At 55.2% G+C, this 15,493-nt stretch carries 15 protein-coding genes; 5 read left to right on the forward strand and 10 right to left on the reverse strand.

Annotated features, from left to right (window positions below; all coding sequences use genetic code 11):
- Positions 1-47: 47 nt before the first annotated feature.
- On the reverse strand, positions 48-575 hold the full coding sequence (locus LB462_RS08180; protein WP_224506793.1) for a gamma carbonic anhydrase family protein: 528 nt from the start codon (positions 573-575) through the stop codon (positions 48-50).
- A 136-nt stretch (positions 576-711) separates the two neighbouring features.
- On the opposite strand from LB462_RS08180, the gene LB462_RS08185 reads away from it, so the two are divergent.
- The gene (locus tag LB462_RS08185; protein WP_224506795.1) at positions 712-1,437 is read left to right on the forward strand and encodes a hypothetical protein; all 726 of its coding nucleotides are present in this window, start codon (positions 712-714) and stop codon (positions 1,435-1,437) included.
- A 30-nt stretch (positions 1,438-1,467) separates the two neighbouring features.
- Here LB462_RS08185 and LB462_RS08190 read toward each other — a convergent pair whose 3' ends face one another.
- The 7 genes from LB462_RS08190 to LB462_RS08220 form a co-directional block, all read right to left on the reverse strand.
- Positions 1,468-1,674, reverse strand: coding sequence for a DUF3126 family protein (locus tag LB462_RS08190; protein ID WP_099999261.1), 207 nt, complete (start codon positions 1,672-1,674; stop codon positions 1,468-1,470).
- Between the two features lie 108 nt (positions 1,675-1,782).
- Complete coding sequence (gene cysE / locus LB462_RS08195; RefSeq protein WP_224506797.1) at positions 1,783-2,607, reverse strand: serine O-acetyltransferase; 825 nt, start codon at positions 2,605-2,607, stop codon at positions 1,783-1,785.
- 160 nt (positions 2,608-2,767) lie between these two features.
- A complete protein-coding gene (locus tag LB462_RS08200) occupies positions 2,768-3,055 on the reverse strand; it encodes a HigA family addiction module antitoxin (RefSeq protein ID WP_224506799.1) in 288 nt (95 codons plus the stop codon).
- Between the two features lie 14 nt (positions 3,056-3,069).
- Entirely contained in the window at positions 3,070-3,348 is a 279-nt protein-coding gene (locus tag LB462_RS08205) for a type II toxin-antitoxin system RelE/ParE family toxin (RefSeq protein ID WP_224506800.1), read from the reverse strand.
- Between the two features lie 34 nt (positions 3,349-3,382).
- Positions 3,383-4,138, reverse strand: a complete 756-nt coding sequence (locus LB462_RS08210) for an alpha/beta fold hydrolase (protein WP_224506802.1) — start codon at positions 4,136-4,138, stop codon at positions 3,383-3,385.
- An 11-nt stretch (positions 4,139-4,149) separates the two neighbouring features.
- Entirely contained in the window at positions 4,150-4,635 is a 486-nt protein-coding gene (locus LB462_RS08215; protein WP_224506804.1) for a DUF192 domain-containing protein, read from the reverse strand.
- Positions 4,636-4,788: 153 nt separating this feature from the next.
- Positions 4,789-5,370 carry a cold-shock protein gene (locus LB462_RS08220; RefSeq protein ID WP_224506806.1) on the reverse strand — a complete coding sequence of 194 codons (582 nt, stop codon included), beginning with the start codon at positions 5,368-5,370 and terminating at the stop codon, positions 4,789-4,791.
- Positions 5,371-5,638: 268 nt separating this feature from the next.
- Here LB462_RS08220 and LB462_RS08225 point away from each other — a divergent pair, with 268 nt between their 5' ends.
- Positions 5,639-6,079 carry a VOC family protein gene (locus tag LB462_RS08225; RefSeq protein WP_112531313.1) on the forward strand — a complete coding sequence of 147 codons (441 nt, stop codon included), beginning with the start codon at positions 5,639-5,641 and terminating at the stop codon, positions 6,077-6,079.
- Between the two features lie 127 nt (positions 6,080-6,206).
- Positions 6,207-7,739 (forward strand): acyl-CoA carboxylase subunit beta, encoded by a 1,533-nt coding sequence (locus LB462_RS08230; protein WP_224506808.1) that lies wholly within the window; start codon positions 6,207-6,209, stop codon positions 7,737-7,739.
- Positions 7,740-8,278: 539 nt separating this feature from the next.
- On the opposite strand, the gene LB462_RS08235 is transcribed toward LB462_RS08230, so the two are convergent.
- On the reverse strand, positions 8,279-9,085 hold the full coding sequence (locus LB462_RS08235; protein WP_224506810.1) for an alpha/beta fold hydrolase: 807 nt from the start codon (positions 9,083-9,085) through the stop codon (positions 8,279-8,281).
- A 16-nt stretch (positions 9,086-9,101) separates the two neighbouring features.
- The gene (locus LB462_RS08240; RefSeq protein WP_370637098.1) at positions 9,102-10,307 is read right to left on the reverse strand and encodes an N-acetylmuramoyl-L-alanine amidase; all 1,206 of its coding nucleotides are present in this window, start codon (positions 10,305-10,307) and stop codon (positions 9,102-9,104) included.
- A gap of 706 nt (positions 10,308-11,013) precedes the next feature.
- On the opposite strand from LB462_RS08240, the gene LB462_RS08245 reads away from it, so the two are divergent.
- Positions 11,014-13,923 carry an Rne/Rng family ribonuclease gene (locus LB462_RS08245; protein WP_224506813.1) on the forward strand — a complete coding sequence of 970 codons (2,910 nt, stop codon included), beginning with the start codon at positions 11,014-11,016 and terminating at the stop codon, positions 13,921-13,923.
- A 192-nt stretch (positions 13,924-14,115) separates the two neighbouring features.
- Positions 14,116-15,480, forward strand: a complete 1,365-nt coding sequence (locus tag LB462_RS08250; protein ID WP_370637090.1) for a M48 family metalloprotease — start codon at positions 14,116-14,118, stop codon at positions 15,478-15,480.
- The last annotated feature ends 13 nt before the right edge of the window (positions 15,481-15,493 follow it).

The following is a 15,493-nucleotide window of genomic DNA, read 5'->3' on the forward strand; positions in this document are numbered from 1 at the left end:
AACTTCGACCTCAAAGCCGGCCCAGATCGGGGCCGGCTTTTTTGCTGTCAGTCTATTTCCATGCCTCGCATGAAACGCCTGCCATTCTCGACATAATGAGCAGCCGAAAGCCTGAGACCCTCGATCGCCGTCTCGTCTAACGTCCGTATGACCCTTGCCGGTGAACCGACGATCAGTGAATTGTCCGGAAACTCCTTCCGCTCGGTGACGAGTGCGCCCGCGCCGACAAAGGAATTCCTGCCAATTCTTGCGCCATTCAGGACGATGGCACCAATGCCGACCAGCGAATTATCGCCGATCGTGCAGCCATGGAGCATGGCGCGATGCCCAATCGTGCAGCCCTCGCCAACTGTCAGCGGATAGCCCATATCCGTGTGCATGGCGGTATGTTCTTGAACATTGGTGTCGCGACCGATGCGAATCAACTCGTTGTCGCCGCGCAGTACTACGCCAAACCAGATATTGGCGTTTTCACCCAGGAATACCTTGCCGACAATGGTAGCGTCCGGCGCTATCCAATTTGACGCCCGATGCTCAAATTCCGGTGAATGCCCGTCAAGTATGAAAATCGGCATGGCTTCTCCTTGGATTCGCATGGCGAGCTTAGCGAAGGGCGGGAGGCTTGGCGAGGCCACCTTCACTTTCGATTAACCATAAATCAGCACATGTCGCGTTAAGTTGAGTGCACTCAACACGGTTGGTCCGAAAGTCATGCAGTATCGAGCACAAAGAATAGAGCCGATTTTTGGCAGAGTACTCCGGCGACGCGTCTTTTACTCCATCGCAACGCTGGCGCTTCTATCATTGTGTTTGACCATCGCCGGACGTTATCTCGGTCACGCGATCTCGCTTGGCGGCCATACGGAAGACGCAACGCCTCGGGAGATCGTCATTGGCAATAATGTGCTTGAGCTTCCGGCAAACACAATCCGCTTCGACAGGCAGCGACGAAACGGAGATGCCGAACGCGTCGATCTATACCTGCATTGGCCGGATATGGTCGGATACCAGCCGGCGTTCCTGTCGGATTTCAACGGTGCGGGGCCGGAAAAGCGGCTGCTATTCCTGACCTTTGAGCCGCGCGCTACCTCGCAGGATATGTCAGGGCGATACGGTCCGATCTATAGCACGCTGACCGAGGGCCCCGGCTCGAGGGGTCCGGCTGGACTGACGATACAGAAGTTTCGAGCCGACAGCGGCTTTGTAAATGAAGAGTTGATGGTTTCGACGGAACAGGCAGGACAGGTGCCATTCGTTGCCCGCTGTCTTGACGAGGAAACCACGGAAAGCAACCTTGCATCGTGCCAGCGGGATATATTCCTTGGTGAGGATTTGCAGCTAACCTACCGCTTTCCAAGGGAAATACTTGGAGACTGGCAAAAGCTGGATCAGCAAATACGAACATTTGCCGAAGCCCATCTAAAAGGGCAGAAGTGACGCTAGCTCAGCGTCACTCGATCATAAGACTCAGAGATCCATCTCGAGGATCGCCATCGAGAAATTGTAGGAGAGTTCACCCTCGTCCTCATCCTTGTAGATCAAACCAAGAAACTCGTCGCCGAGATAGAGTTCGGCGGAATCATCCTTACGTGGACGAGCCTTTACAGTGAGTTCCGTATTTCTGAATGTCCGCTTGAAATAGCTGTCGAGTTTCTTCAGTTCTTCGGGTTTCACGGAGGTCTCCTGTCATATGAAATTCAGGCGCTTTTGGCATGCGAGAGTCGCCCCTGTAAAGGGTTGATTGCGACTGCCTTGGAGCGCGGAGACCTGTAACGCCGCGATTCAGTCGAAATTTGTAACCAACTGGTCCATGGCGCGCGAAGGCTCGGCACAGCCTGTCTCACCCACAATACGAGCGGGAACGCCGGCTACCGTGACATTATGCGGAACAGGTTTTAGCACGACTGAGCCTGAGGCTACTTTCGAGCAGTGGCCAATTTCAATGTTACCGAGAATATTGGCGCCGGCGCCGATGAGAACGCCATGACGGATCTTTGGATGCCGGTCGCCGGTTTCCTTGCCTGTACCGCCAAGCGTGACGCCCTGAAGGATCGAGACATTGTCTTCGATGACCGCCGTCATGCCGACGACAATGCCGGTGGCGTGGTCGAAGAACACTCCCTGTCCCATGGGAACCTGCGGGTGGATATCGGTCTGGAAAACCGAGGAGGAACGGCTTTGCAGGTAGAGCGCAAAATCTCTCCGCCCTTCCTTCCATAGCCAATGGGCAAGCCGATGGGTCTGGATTGCCTGGAAACCCTTGAAATAAAGCACGGGTTCCATGAAACGGTCACAGGCCGGGTCACGATCATAAACGGCCTGGATATCGACGCGCAGTATCTGCGACCAGGACGGGGTTGCCTCAACCATCGCCGTAAAGGTCTGGCGCAGCAATTCCGATTCCACGTCCGGGTGGTCGAGCCGCTGCGAAATCCGATGAATGACCGCTTCTTCAAGCGATTGATGGTTGAGAATTGTCGTATAGAGGAACGTCGCCAAAAGCGGTTCGTTACGGATAGCCTCGTCGGCTTCGGCGCGGATTGCGAGCCAGATCGGGTCCATCTGCTTGACCGATCCGGTCATCTTTATCGGACTGCTTGCGGACATTTCCTACTCCAGGCATTCGGCCAATAATATTTCTCAAACAACGAGCATAAGGCAAAATTAGTTGCTTGACACGTTGATTTCCAGATCGATCGCGCAAGAAATTTTGAACCTGCGATTGATTTGGCTGATGTCAGACCTGTTATTTCAAGATTGCCATAGCTTATGCGGCCTTGTCCTGCAAGGAACGAACGGGCGGCTGCTCGTGTTCCATCGCACGTGCCAGATCGTAATTTGCCTGCAGAGTTATCCAAAATCGTGCTGTACTGACACCCGCTCGTTCCAATCGGATTGCGAGATCTGGACTGATGGCTGCACGGCCGTTGAGTACCCGAGACAGAGCAACACGCGACATACTCAGCCGCTCAGCTGCCTCTGTTACCTGAAGTCCGAGCGGCGAAAGCACGTCTTCGCGCAAAAGTTCGCCCGGATGCGGTGGGGATTTCATCATCGTTATAACTCCCTTCAGTGGTAGTCGAGATAGTCGACCATCTCGACGTCAGCACCTACAAATCGAAACGTCACGCGCCAATTGCCGTTCACCCATATTGACCAATGACCTTTGAGCGCGCCTTTCAATGGATGCAGTTTGAACGACGGCAGATTCAATTCATCGGGTCTGGAGGCAGCGTCAACAGCCGCCAGGATGCGGGCAATCTTGGACGCATGTGCGACCTGAATTCCTCGCACAGAGCCTGAACGATAAAAAATCTCGAGGCCTTTGTGCCGGAATCCAATGATCATCAGACAATGTATCGCGTATCGCTACACGATGCAATTAAATCTTGTGGCGTTTGAGAAAATCCAGAACCGCCTGCTTGAACACCTTGTCGCCAACCGCGAGCATATGGTCCCGGCCAGGAATATCGATCGCCTCACCATAGGGCATTAGCGCCGCAAGATCCTGCGGGTTTCCGCCAATATCGTCTTTGGTGCCGACAGCGACGAGCGTTGGCTGAGTAATCCGGGCCATGTTTTCTGCGCTGATTTCTTCTTTGGAGGTGATAACGCAGGCAGCCAACGCGATTTTGTCGCTCTTGGTCTTATCGGCAAACATCCGGAACATTTTTCCGCGCGGATGCGTAATCGCCTCCGGATCGGCGGACATAAGCGCTTCAGCGATAGGCGACCAGTCTCCGGCACCTTCGACCATGCCGATGCCAAGACCGCCGAAAACAAGATCATGTACGCGCGCGGGATGTTCGAGCGCAAGGAACGCACTGATGCGCGCGCCCATGGAATAACCCATGACATGCGCCGCCGGAATACCGAGATGATCGAGCAGCGCGGCTGCGTCGCCCGCCATAAGCGTCGGCGTATAGACAGTCTTGTCGTGCGGCTTGTCCGATTGGCCGTGACCGCGATTGTCAATTGCGATGGCGCGGTACCCGGCAGACGTCAGTGTTTGCATCCAGCCGGGTTGAACCCAATTGTAGAGGGAGGACGAGGCAAAGCCATGGATGAGCAAGACCGGCTCGCCCTCGCCCTCATCCAGATAAGCAAGCTTCAATCCGTCATTGTCGAAAAACTGCATTGTTGGATCCGTTAGTGCGCAATCGCCTCTATAGCGGGATGCCGCACCTTGTCGCCAATTGTCAAGCCGAGACGCTTCGCGGTGCCGGCTTTGACCTCGACAACGAAACGCACCGGGCCGCCCGACGAAATGATCGAGCGTGAGAATGGCACCGCATTTTCGCGAATGGCGGAAATACGGCCATTATCGTCCAGAAAGAGCATGTCTAGCGCGGAGGGCGTGTTCTCCATCCACATGGTTACAAGACGGGTGTCGTCGAAAACAAACAGCATGGCGCTGTTGTCTTTCAGATCAGTGCGGAACATCAAACCGCGTTCGCGCTCCTCGTCGTTATCGGCAATTTCTACCTGGAACGGAATGTCGCCCTTGGCGCTATTGATCATCAGCGCCGTGTGGTCGATGGGAAGATGCATAGGCGTCTGATCGAGCGCCAGAGCAGGAATCGCTGAAACCAGCAGAAAAACAACGACGGCGAAAACTGATTTCAGGCGATACATCGATTGCTCCAGGGTGCGTTGAGATTCGCGATCATGACGAGGCGAAAACGGTGATTTTCGAGAACCGGAGCGGAGCGTACTTGAAGTACGTGAGCACCGGAAGCACAGAAAAGTGCCGTTTGCAGACGGTCATGGCGTGAATATCAACATACCCTAGTGCGAAGACGGCAGCTGGGTGCCAATGTCGGGATGAATTTCCGAGGCCATCAGGCCCTTCTCGCCGTGGCCGAAGCGGATCAAGACAACCTGACCTGGACGCAATTCGGTCAAACCGAAATGCCGAAGCGTTTCCATGTGAATGAAAATATCCTCGGTCCCCTCGCCGCGGGTAAGGAAGCCGAAGCCCTTCGTGCGGTTGAACCACTTGACCAGGACACGCTCAAGCCCGCTCGAGGGTGTTACCGTCACATGCGTGCGGACGGGTGGCATTTCGGTCGGATGAACGGCGGTCGCGTTGTCCATGGATTTGACGCGGAAGCATTGCATGCCGCGCTCGCCCTGCTTGACTTCGCAAACGACACGGGCTCCTTCCAGAGCCGTCTGGAAGCCGTCCCGGCGCAGGCAGGTAACATGGAGAAGGATGTCAGGTAGATCAGAATTGTCGGGAACGATGAACCCGTATCCCTTGGCCACGTCAAACCATTTTATCGCGCCCGAAACTTCGATAAGGTCCAAACTGTCGCTTACGCCTTCGTCGGCGGGGGACGGCTGGGCTGATACTGTTCGGTCAGACATGAAGCGAAGCCCCTCCTCTCCAGCGAGGTACTGATTCTCTGCTTGAAGAATAACACCTGTCCAACGCCGAAGAGCAAGTATCATCTGCATGTTTTGTTGAAAACCACACGCGAAACGCGTGTTTATCCTCAACGATGTTGCTCTCGGCTACATCACAAGTTTGTGGAGCTAAACAGGAAGTGTTACGAAAACTGGACGGCGTTCAATCCGTGCAACATTGCCGGTTGCCGCCGACTTTCAACCCCATGAAAGAAATCAAAGGCAAAAGATGCGCTATCTTCACACAATGGTCCGTGTCCGGGACATCGATGAGTCCCTGGACTTCTATTGCAATAAATTTGGCTTGGAAGAGGTTCGCCGCACCGAAAATGAGAAGGGACGCTTTACCCTGATCTTTCTCGCGGCGTCGGAAGACAAGGCAAGATCGGCCGCGGAACGGGCTCCTGAGCTCGAATTGACCTATAATTGGGACCCGGAGGAATATACCGGCGGGCGCAATTTCGGACACCTTGCCTATGTCGTCGACAATATCTACGAGACTTGCCAAAACCTGGCGGACAAAGGCGTCGTGATCAACCGGCCGCCACGTGATGGCAACATGGCCTTCATCCGCTCGCCGGACGGCATTTCGATCGAGCTTATCCAGAAAGGCCCCGCGCTACCGCAACAGGAGCCTTGGCTGTCGATGCCGAACACTGGCACCTGGTAAAACCTTAGCCCACGAATACAACTTAAACGCGTACCCGCGCACCGCTTGCGGCGCTCGGGTACGCCAGACAAATTCCTTCCCCGCGCCGCCCTCTCCTGTTATCAAACGACAAAACGAGGAGGACGCCATGAAGGATGTGCTGATCGAGCTTGAGCGCCGCAGGAACATTGCGCGCGAAGGCGGCGGCAAGGTGCGAATTGAGGCGCAGCATAAGCGCGGCAAGCTCACAGCACGCGAGCGCATCGACATTTTTCTCGACGAAGGTTCATTCGAGGAGTTCGACATGTTCGTCGAACACCGCTCGACCGATTTCGGCATGGAAGATACGAAATTTGCAGGCGATGGCGTCGTCACCGGATGGGGCACTATCAATGGCCGCACGGTTTTCGTCTTTGCCAAGGATTTTACGGTTTTCGGCGGATCGCTTTCCGAAGCACATGCGGAGAAGGTTCAAAAAATCCAGGACATGGCGCTGCGCAATCGTGCCCCTGTCGTAGGGCTCTACGACGCCGGCGGCGCCCGTATTCAGGAAGGCGTGGCAGCTCTCGGCGGCTATGCGGAGATTTTCCAGCGCAACGTGCTCGCCTCCGGCGTCATCCCGCAAATCTCCGTCATCATGGGGCCTTGCGCTGGCGGCGACGTCTACTCGCCTGCCATGACCGACTTCATCTTCATGGTGCGCGACACGTCCTATATGTTCGTCACCGGCCCCGACGTCGTGAAGACTGTTACCAATGAAACGGTAACGGCGGAGCAGCTCGGAGGCGCATCGATCCACACGACCAAGTCCTCGATTGCCGACGGCGCTTACGACAATGATGTTGCAGCGCTACTGCAGATGCGCCGCCTGATCGACTTCCTGCCTGCGTCCAATACCGCCGAAATTCCCGCGGTCGAGTGCTATCAGTCGATTGACGAAATGGATTACTCATTGGATCGGCTGGTGCCGGACAATGCCAACAAGCCCTACGATATCAAGGAGCTGATTCGTAAAACCGTCGATGAAGCCGATTTCTTCGAAATCCAGGAGAATTTTGCTAGAAACATCGTTGTCGGGTTTGGCCGCATTGAAGGCAGCACTGTCGGCATCGTCGGCAACCAGCCTATGGTTCTTGCGGGCGTTCTCGACAGTGACGCCTCCCGCAAGGCAGCGCGCTTCGTCCGCTTCTGCGATTGTTTCAATATCCCGATCGTGACCTTTGTCGACGTTCCAGGTTTTCTTCCGGGGACAGCACAGGAATATGGCGGCTTGATCAAGCACGGCGCCAAGCTGCTCTTTGCCTATGCTGAGGCAACCGTGCCAAAGATCACCCTTATCACCCGCAAAGCCTATGGCGGCGCCTATGACGTCATGGCGTCAAAGCATTTGCGCGGCGATATTAACTACGCATGGCCATCGGCCCAAATCGCCGTGATGGGTGCCAAGGGGGCGGTCGAAATCATTTATCGCAAGGATATTGGCGACGCAGAAAAGATCGCAGCGCATACGAAGCGCTACGAGGATCGTTTTCTTTCGCCATTTGTCGCTGCAGAGCGGGGTTATGTTGATGAGGTCATCATGCCCCATTCAACCCGCAAGCGGATTTCAAGGGCGCTTCGCATGTTACGCAACAAGGATCTCGAAAATCCTTGGAAGAAGCACGATAATATTCCGCTCTGACAGTATGTTATGATCTGAATTGGACTATGGTTTCAGCGACGGAAGCTGAAACCACCATTGGATTCCCGCAAAATCTGGGAAATCGTGCGCTTGTCGCAAGGCTCGCTTAACTTCTTGGTCGCCTTGACGATCGTCTTGACAGTGGCCACTTGTGCCATCTTCAATACATTTGTTTCATTTGCTGATGATGTGTCTTTGGTTATTGTTATCATTCTTCGAACACCCTCCATTAAAGCCGCTCTTTACGCGAGCAATCCTTACCGCAATCGGATTTATATTCCGTTGCACTGCACACTATGTACGAGAACTAAACCGATTTAACAAATCACTATTTGTATCGGATTTTGACTTCTATTTGAATGAAACCAATGGATTGGTAAAAGGTTCCTTCACCAGTGCATAAAATAGCTATTCGTTTCAAATCGTCATGCTGCAGCGCAATACTTATGTTCCCGTATGTAAAAAACTTTGCGTAAATTACGCAAACGGCAACTAGCTGCCGCGGTCTGGTTGAGCCATAACGCGAGCACTCTCGTTCTTCAGGCTAGAACCTTGTCGAGGAAAGCCCGCATTACGCTGTTGAATTGCTCTGGTCTTTGCAGCGGTGCGAAATGGCTCACGCCAGGCAAGAGGAACAACTCCGCCCCCGGAATACTCCCGGCGAGATATTTGGCGTGTTCGAGCCTGATAAACTCATCATGCTCGCTTTGTACGATCGCGACAGGTGTATGGATGTCAGCCAAATCGCTCGCAGTATAGTTGGGCTCGGTTTTCATCATCAGGCCAACCGCATCGACAAACGCCATGAATTGGTCCGGCGTGGCCGACAGCTCGGCGTAGTCCTTGGCGTGACGGCTGAAACATCGGTCGATGACCGGGCTGGGTATGATTTCCTTTGTGCCGCTGGGATCCATGTTGCAAGCAAAGAAGAATACACCAGCAATTCGTGCAGGAGCTTGCATGGCCAGGACAAGGGCTATGCACGCGCCGTCGCTCCAGCCCACGACGGCCGCCTTTTCAAGGTGCAGTGCATCCATCACGGCTAGAACATCGGACGCCATCAACTCATAGGTAAACGGCCGCAAATCGCGCGTGCTGCGCCCATGACCCCGGCTGTCAATGAGTATAACGCGACGGCCCGAGCCGACCACCATTGGAACTTGATAACCCCAATTGCCGCTATGGCCGAGGCCACCGTGCAGCAGGATTACGGGCGAACCGGCGCCGTATGTGGCGAACCAGATCCGCGCGCCATCGTGATCCACGTAACCTTGATCGCTAGTGACTGGCAAGGGCGCGGCACCATGCGCTACGAAATCCTCAAGGTCGTCGTCGTTCGGCAGCATTTAAACAAAGCCCGCCCTAGTTCAGCGCTCCGGCCGTCTTCATGTTGGCAAATTCGCCGACAGCCGAGGCAAGCCTCTCCGCAACATGGCTTCGCCACACTGGATCAAGCATGAGCTTTTCGTCTTCAGCGTTAGAAAGATAGCCAATCTCGACCAGAACAGACGGCACATCCGGCGCACGCAGCACCTGAAATCCTGCGAAACGATGCGGGTTGTTGATCATGTTGACGTCTTTTTTGAGTGACTTCACCACAGTCTTGGCAAAGCTCAAGGAGAACGTGTGGGTTTCACGCCGCGTCAGGTCCATGAGAATATCGGCGATCTCCGGTGTCTCGTTATCGTAGGCGATGCCCGCCACCGCATCGGAACGGTTTTCACGATCGGCCATGGCACGCGATTCCGCGTCCGACGCCTTGTCCGAAACGGTATAGACAGTAGCGCCACGTATATTGCCGCGGTTGATCGTATCAGCATGAATGGAAATGAAGAGGTTTGCCTCGTATTGGCGGGCGATACGAACCCGTTCGGTCAGCCGCAGGAAAGTGTCGTCACTGCGGGTCATCTCCACGCGCAGACCTGGCAGCTTGGCAAGCTCGTCGCGTAATTGCTGGGCAAACATCAAGGTGACGTTCTTTTCCATAATGCCGCTTGCACTTTCCGCGCCACTGTCGATACCGCCGTGACCAGGATCGATGACGATAGTAAACGGTTTCGGCCCCTTGCTTGCCTCATCTGGCGCCGCGGCCGCGAGCCGGTCGCCCTTTGGAGCGGCATTCGTTGAAGCAGTGGTCGCATTTTGTGTCTTCAATGCTTCCGCAAATGCACGGTCCGACGAAGCGACGAAATCCGCCACCAGCCGGTAACCAGGACTATTGTCATTCTTGATGACGTTGAGCTGCTCGACCACAAAGGGCCCCTTGAGTGTAAAGATGAGGCGCGAACGCTGATCGTCGATCAATCCGTAGCGTACATCTGTTATCAGCCCGCGCGGCTCCACAGATTTCTTGTCAAAGGCAAAAACCGCTTTGGGAATGTCGATTGCCAGCCGGTGCGGCTGATCGAGCAGCATTGTCGATACATCAGGCTCGCGGTCGAAGTTGATGACGACACGCGTGCGCAGCTCGTCTCCGGCGGCTTGATAAGTCAATGCGGCCAGCTCACCTGCTGCATGAGAAGGCTTGCCTGCCTGCACAAAGACAAGAAGGCCAAATACGGCAGCCATGAATATCCGACAGATCACGCTCATCTCGCTTGGCCCGCCGATGGACGGGCTTCCCCTCTCCATCGTTGTATCAGACATGGCTCACATTGGAACCCTGCCAGGAACACACTATGTATAAACAATAGGTAGGGAAGCATGGTTAATATTATCTTATGGAATGCCATGTGTGTAATGCGCGGATGACACGATTATGAAGAACCCCTTGTCATAATGCGGCGCACCTCCTAAAAGCAAAGGTGGGTTACTTTTCTGCCGTCCAGAATCGAGCTCTTTGATGTCACGGTAAATGACCGGCTGACAATGAAGACAGGGACATGGAGCGGCATCGGCGAATTCGCTGTGGGTGACCAAAAAAGAATTTAGCGCGAGCCGACAGGGATTGTCGGCAACGCTTTTTGTGAACGGCAGATCGCGCAGCCAAGGCGCATCGAGCCAGCCCTTTCGGGGGTATTAACAGTGTCGGCACAGCTGAGAAGCGTGCCATTCGTAGAGGTCGTTTCGTCAGGAACAGGAATGTTTATTACAGACGTGAATATAACCGGCTTGCAAGCCGCGGCTGCCCGAGGGCAACTCCGCGTGTCGCCGTGTCTGTCTGTTTCTGCGAACTTTAATATATCCGGCAAATGTGAAGATGCGGCGCCAGAAACCTTGCAGGTTTCCTGGCTGTCTCGCGTTGGCAGCGTTTCGGCCGGGGAGAAGAAGTATAATGTCGGACAAAATGCTAATAGACGCCTCCCACCAGGAGGAAACACGGGTTGTCGTGGTTCGCGGCAATCGAATTGAAGAATTTGACTTTGAATCTGAACACAAGAAACAAATCAAAGGCAATATCTATCTGGCGCGGGTGACGCGTGTAGAACCCTCCCTTCAAGCTGCATTCGTTGAGTATGGCGGTAATCGCCATGGCTTTCTCGCTTTCAGCGAAATTCATCCTGATTATTACCAGATCCCGGTCGCCGACCGGCAGGCTCTGATCGATGCCGAGGCGGAAGCTGCAAGCCAGGATGAAGATCACGAGGAGAACGCCAGCGAACAGCGTAGCCGTGATCGCAACGATCGCGGTACACGCAATCGCCGTCGCGGGCGCCGCGGTCCACGGCAGGAAGACGACGCACCCAAGCTCGACGCTTCCGACGAAGACGTCGCCACTTCCGATGACGAGGGCGAAACCTCCGCACAGGCCGCTTCGCACGAATCAAGCGACGACGACTCCACACCGGAAGGCGGTAGCCAAACGATGGCCGCCGCCATTGAAGCGGATGTAATTTCGGAAGCCGTCAATACCGGCGCTGCGGACGAAGCTACAGCAAGCGATGATGAAAGGCCGGCATCTGATGACGCCGGCGAAAGTAATTCGAGAAGGTCGCGCAACCGCTCGAACGAGGACAAAGACGAGGTCCACGACGAACTCGATGAAGTCGAATCGGTTGGCGCCGAAGATGCAATGGAAGAAGTTCCGACGCATCAGCGGTTCCAGCGCCGTCAGTACAATATTCAGGACGTCATCAAGCGCCGGCAGATCCTGCTCGTTCAGGTCGTCAAGGAAGAACGCGGCAACAAGGGTGCAGCCCTTACAACCTATCTTTCGCTCGCCGGCCGGTATTCTGTTTTGATGCCGAACACCGCACGTGGTGGCGGTATTTCGCGCAAGATCACCAGCATCCAGGATCGCAAGCGCCTGAAGGACATCGTCAAGGATCTTGAAGTGCCGAAAGGCATGGGCGTGATCCTGCGCACCGCTGGTGCCATGCGCACCAAGCCGGAAGTCAAGCGCGACTACGAATATCTGATGCGGCTGTGGGAGAATGTCCGCAGCCTCACACTTGCATCATCTGCACCGACTCTCGTTTATGAGGAAGGCAGCCTGATCAAGCGTTCGATCCGCGATCTTTACAACAAGGACATCACCGAGATCGCCGTTGCCGGTGAAGAAGGCTATCGCGAGGCCAAGGACTTCATGCGCATGCTCATGCCGAGCCACGCGAAAGTCGTTCAGCCCTACCGCGAACTGACGCCGATCTTCGCGCGCAACGGCATCGAGGCACAGCTCGATCGCATGCTGCAGCCGCAAGTGACGTTGAAATCCGGCGGCTATATCATTATCAACCAGACCGAAGCGCTGGTTGCGATAGACGTCAACTCCGGACGCTCGACACGCGAACATTCCATTGAAGACACTGCGTTGCAGACAAATCTTGAAGCAGCGGATGAAATCGCGCGCCAGCTGCGTCTGCGCGATCTTGCCGGCCTGATTGTCATCGACTTCATCGATATGGAAGAAAACCGCAACAACCGGGCGGTCGAAAAGCGGATGAAGGATTGTCTGAAGGATGATCGCGCCCGCATCCAGGTCGGCCGCATCTCCCATTTCGGCCTGCTTGAAATGTCGCGTCAGCGCATCCGCGCCAGCGTTCTGGAATCAACGACCCAGGTTTGCGCCGTTTGCGGTGGCACTGGACATGTACGCTCCGCCTCCTCCGTAGCCCTGCACGTCATGCGTTCGATCGAGGAATATCTGCTGCGTCATTCGCAGAACAACATCATTGTTCGCACGACTGTCGCTACCGCGCTCTATGTCCTCAACCACAAGCGTCAGAACCTCGCCGATCTCGAAACACGTTTCGGCCTGACCATCAGCATTGAAGCCGATGACAGCGTTGGCGCCCAGCACTTCGCCATCGACAAGGGCTCGATAGCCCTTGGCCCGATCGTTCCGCTGACAGAGACGCCAACTCTAGGCATCGCCGATGATTTCGACGAAAGCGATCCGGTCATCGAAGATACGGATGATGACGGCGCCGAGGTGCAGACCAGCGAGACCGCACGGAGCGCCGACAATGACGATGCATCGCGCAAACGCAAGCGCAAGCGGCGGCGGCGCGGTGGTCGCGATCGTCAGGAATCGGCAGGTGCCGAGCATGGCCAGCAGGTCATCAGCGATGACGATGACGCCGACCAGCCAGCGATCGAAGGCGAAGATGCGGCTGCAACCAAAGCGCGCGAGGAAGAAAACGAACGGCGCAAGAAGCGCCGGCGGGGACGTCGCGGCGGGCGCAAGAACAAGCGCTTCGACGATGGCGACGATGCGGAAAATCGCGTAACCGCCAAGACGGTACCGGATGCCGAGCCTGTGTTCGTGTCGATCCCGTTGCCCGACTTCTCCAAGCCGAAGACGATTGAAGCGATCGCAGAAGCCGCTTCGGTACCAGTGACGGCTGAGGTGCTTGCTGCCCAAGAACCTGTGGCAATCGAAGAAATCCTTGCAAAGAAGCCGGCAAAACGCAGATCACGCTCCAAGGCGGCAATCGAAGCAGCCGAGATCGCCGTTGCTGAAGTTCTAGCCGAAGCGGAACCCGAAGCCGCTGCAAAGCCGAAGCGCGCCCCGCGTAAATCGGCGAAAAAGGCCGATGCGCCCGTTGTAACTGAGACCTCCGAGCCAACGGCCGTTGTTGAACCGGTAGAGGCAAAGGTTGAGCCCGCAGTAGAATCTACACCGGCACCAGCGCCCAAAGTGGTTGAAGTCAGCACGCCTGTCGTCACATCAACAGGCAAAGAGAAGAAGTCCGAAAGCGAACCTGCCAAAAAGGGCTGGTGGCAGAAAAAAGGCTTCTTTTGAAAAGCGTTGAACTTTAGAAAGTGATTTTGAAAAACCGGCCCGCGTGCCGGTTTTTCTTTGTTGAGCTTATGGTTGGCAGCTAACTGACTTTTCACAATTCAAGGAGTTCTAATAAGCTCACTTTCCTTCAAACATCGATTTCGGTACGAATAAGGTATGGTAGCATTTCAAATGACTGGTTTATTTCGACCAATGGCAAATTTTGTACGTGGTGCGATTGCTGCAGGGGCGGCAAGCGCGCTGTGCTTGGCACAAACCGCCATTGCGACTGCCCAATCATCATCCGTACCCATTGTTCGCGATGCCGAAATCGAGGCGCTGGTCACCGACTATGCCACCCCGATCATCAAAACCGCAGGTCTTTCCAGAAACGCGATCAGAATCGTTCTGGTCAACAACAACAGCTTCAATGCCTTTGTCGATGGCAGGCGTATTTTTATCAATACAGGTGCCCTGCTCCAGGCCCAGACGCCCAATGAAATCATCGGCGTTCTCGCGCATGAAACGGGTCACCTTGCTGGCGGTCACGAATTCAAGCTGCGCGAGCAACTCGCCGCTGCCAAGACTATGGCCGTTGTTACAAGCCTGCTCGGCATCGGCGCCATCGTCGGTGGCGCCGCTGGTGGAGCAAGCGGCCTATCGAAAGCCGGTATGGGCGTCGCCATGGGTGGTCCCGAAGCCGCCATGCGCAACCTGCTCAACTATCAACGCTCCGAAGAAATGGCCGCGGACCGTTCAGCCATCACCTATCTCGCAAGCACGGGACAATCAGCCAAGGGAATGCTCACGACGTTCGAACGCTTCTCCAATGCACTCGCATTGACGGGAACCAGCGTCGACCCCTACCGCATCAGCCATCCGATGCCCCGGGAACGTATCGCAAACCTTGAAGTTCTCGCTCACGCCAGTCCCTATTATGACAGGCTCGATAGTCCGGCGTTGCAGCAACGTCATGACATGATGCGAGGAAAGATTGCGGCCTATACTGGCGGTGGTGCAAGTGTATTGCAGACCTTCCGCAAGGATCCGCGCAATATCGGTGCGCGCTACGGCGATGCCATTGCAACCTATCTTAACGGCTCCTCGCAGTCCGCGCTTTCAAAGATCGACGTGTTGATCAAGGAACAACCAAAGAACCCCTATTTCCAGGAGATCAGAGGCGAGATCCTGTTGAAGCAGAACAAGGCGAGCGACGCGGCAAAAGCCTTTCAGAAGGCAAATGCGCTCGATCCGCGCAAATCCAGTTTGATCCGCATGAGCTATGGGCGGGCTCTCATGCTGTCGGGTACGCCAGATAACGTCAAGGCGTCCATAAAGGAAATCAAGGCTGGAATTGCCAGCGATCGCGAATATCCGTCAGGTTATGGCTATTTAGCCCAAGCGTATGCCCAGACGGGCGACATGGTCAGGTCCGATCTCGCCAGTGCAGAACAGAAATATTATTCAGGCAAGATCCAGGACGCACAAATCTTTGCCATTCGTGCACAGCGCGGCTTGAAAAACGGCACGCCCGAGTGGATACAGGCTCAAGATATCATCAATGCAAAGCGCAAGTGAGACGCGGCAACAC

This window comes from Phyllobacterium chamaecytisi, assembly GCF_020164455.1.
GTDB lineage: Bacteria > Pseudomonadota > Alphaproteobacteria > Rhizobiales > Rhizobiaceae > Phyllobacterium > Phyllobacterium chamaecytisi.

What these genes read in the sequence shown, in the direction of transcription:
- LB462_RS08180 (WP_224506793.1), bottom strand. Translation starts at nt 575, where the DNA reads ATGCCGATTTTCATACTTGACGGGCATTCACCGGAATTTGAGCATCGG.
- LB462_RS08185 (WP_224506795.1), top strand. Translation starts at nt 712, where the DNA reads ATGCAGTATCGAGCACAAAGAATAGAGCCGATTTTTGGCAGAGTACTC.
- cysE (WP_224506797.1), bottom strand. Translation starts at nt 2,607, where the DNA reads ATGTCCGCAAGCAGTCCGATAAAGATGACCGGATCGGTCAAGCAGATG.
- LB462_RS08200 (WP_224506799.1), bottom strand. Translation starts at nt 3,055, where the DNA reads ATGATGAAATCCCCACCGCATCCGGGCGAACTTTTGCGCGAAGACGTG.
- LB462_RS08205 (WP_224506800.1), bottom strand. Translation starts at nt 3,348, where the DNA reads ATGATCATTGGATTCCGGCACAAAGGCCTCGAGATTTTTTATCGTTCA.
- LB462_RS08210 (WP_224506802.1), bottom strand. Translation starts at nt 4,138, where the DNA reads ATGCAGTTTTTCGACAATGACGGATTGAAGCTTGCTTATCTGGATGAG.
- LB462_RS08215 (WP_224506804.1), bottom strand. Translation starts at nt 4,635, where the DNA reads ATGTATCGCCTGAAATCAGTTTTCGCCGTCGTTGTTTTTCTGCTGGTT.
- LB462_RS08220 (WP_224506806.1), bottom strand. Translation starts at nt 5,370, where the DNA reads ATGTCTGACCGAACAGTATCAGCCCAGCCGTCCCCCGCCGACGAAGGC.
- LB462_RS08225 (WP_112531313.1), top strand. Translation starts at nt 5,639, where the DNA reads ATGCGCTATCTTCACACAATGGTCCGTGTCCGGGACATCGATGAGTCC.
- LB462_RS08230 (WP_224506808.1), top strand. Translation starts at nt 6,207, where the DNA reads ATGAAGGATGTGCTGATCGAGCTTGAGCGCCGCAGGAACATTGCGCGC.
- LB462_RS08235 (WP_224506810.1), bottom strand. Translation starts at nt 9,085, where the DNA reads ATGCTGCCGAACGACGACGACCTTGAGGATTTCGTAGCGCATGGTGCC.
- LB462_RS08240 (WP_370637098.1), bottom strand. Translation starts at nt 10,307, where the DNA reads ATGGCTGCCGTATTTGGCCTTCTTGTCTTTGTGCAGGCAGGCAAGCCT.
- LB462_RS08245 (WP_224506813.1), top strand. Translation starts at nt 11,014, where the DNA reads ATGTCGGACAAAATGCTAATAGACGCCTCCCACCAGGAGGAAACACGG.
- LB462_RS08250 (WP_370637090.1), top strand. Translation starts at nt 14,116, where the DNA reads ATGGCAAATTTTGTACGTGGTGCGATTGCTGCAGGGGCGGCAAGCGCG.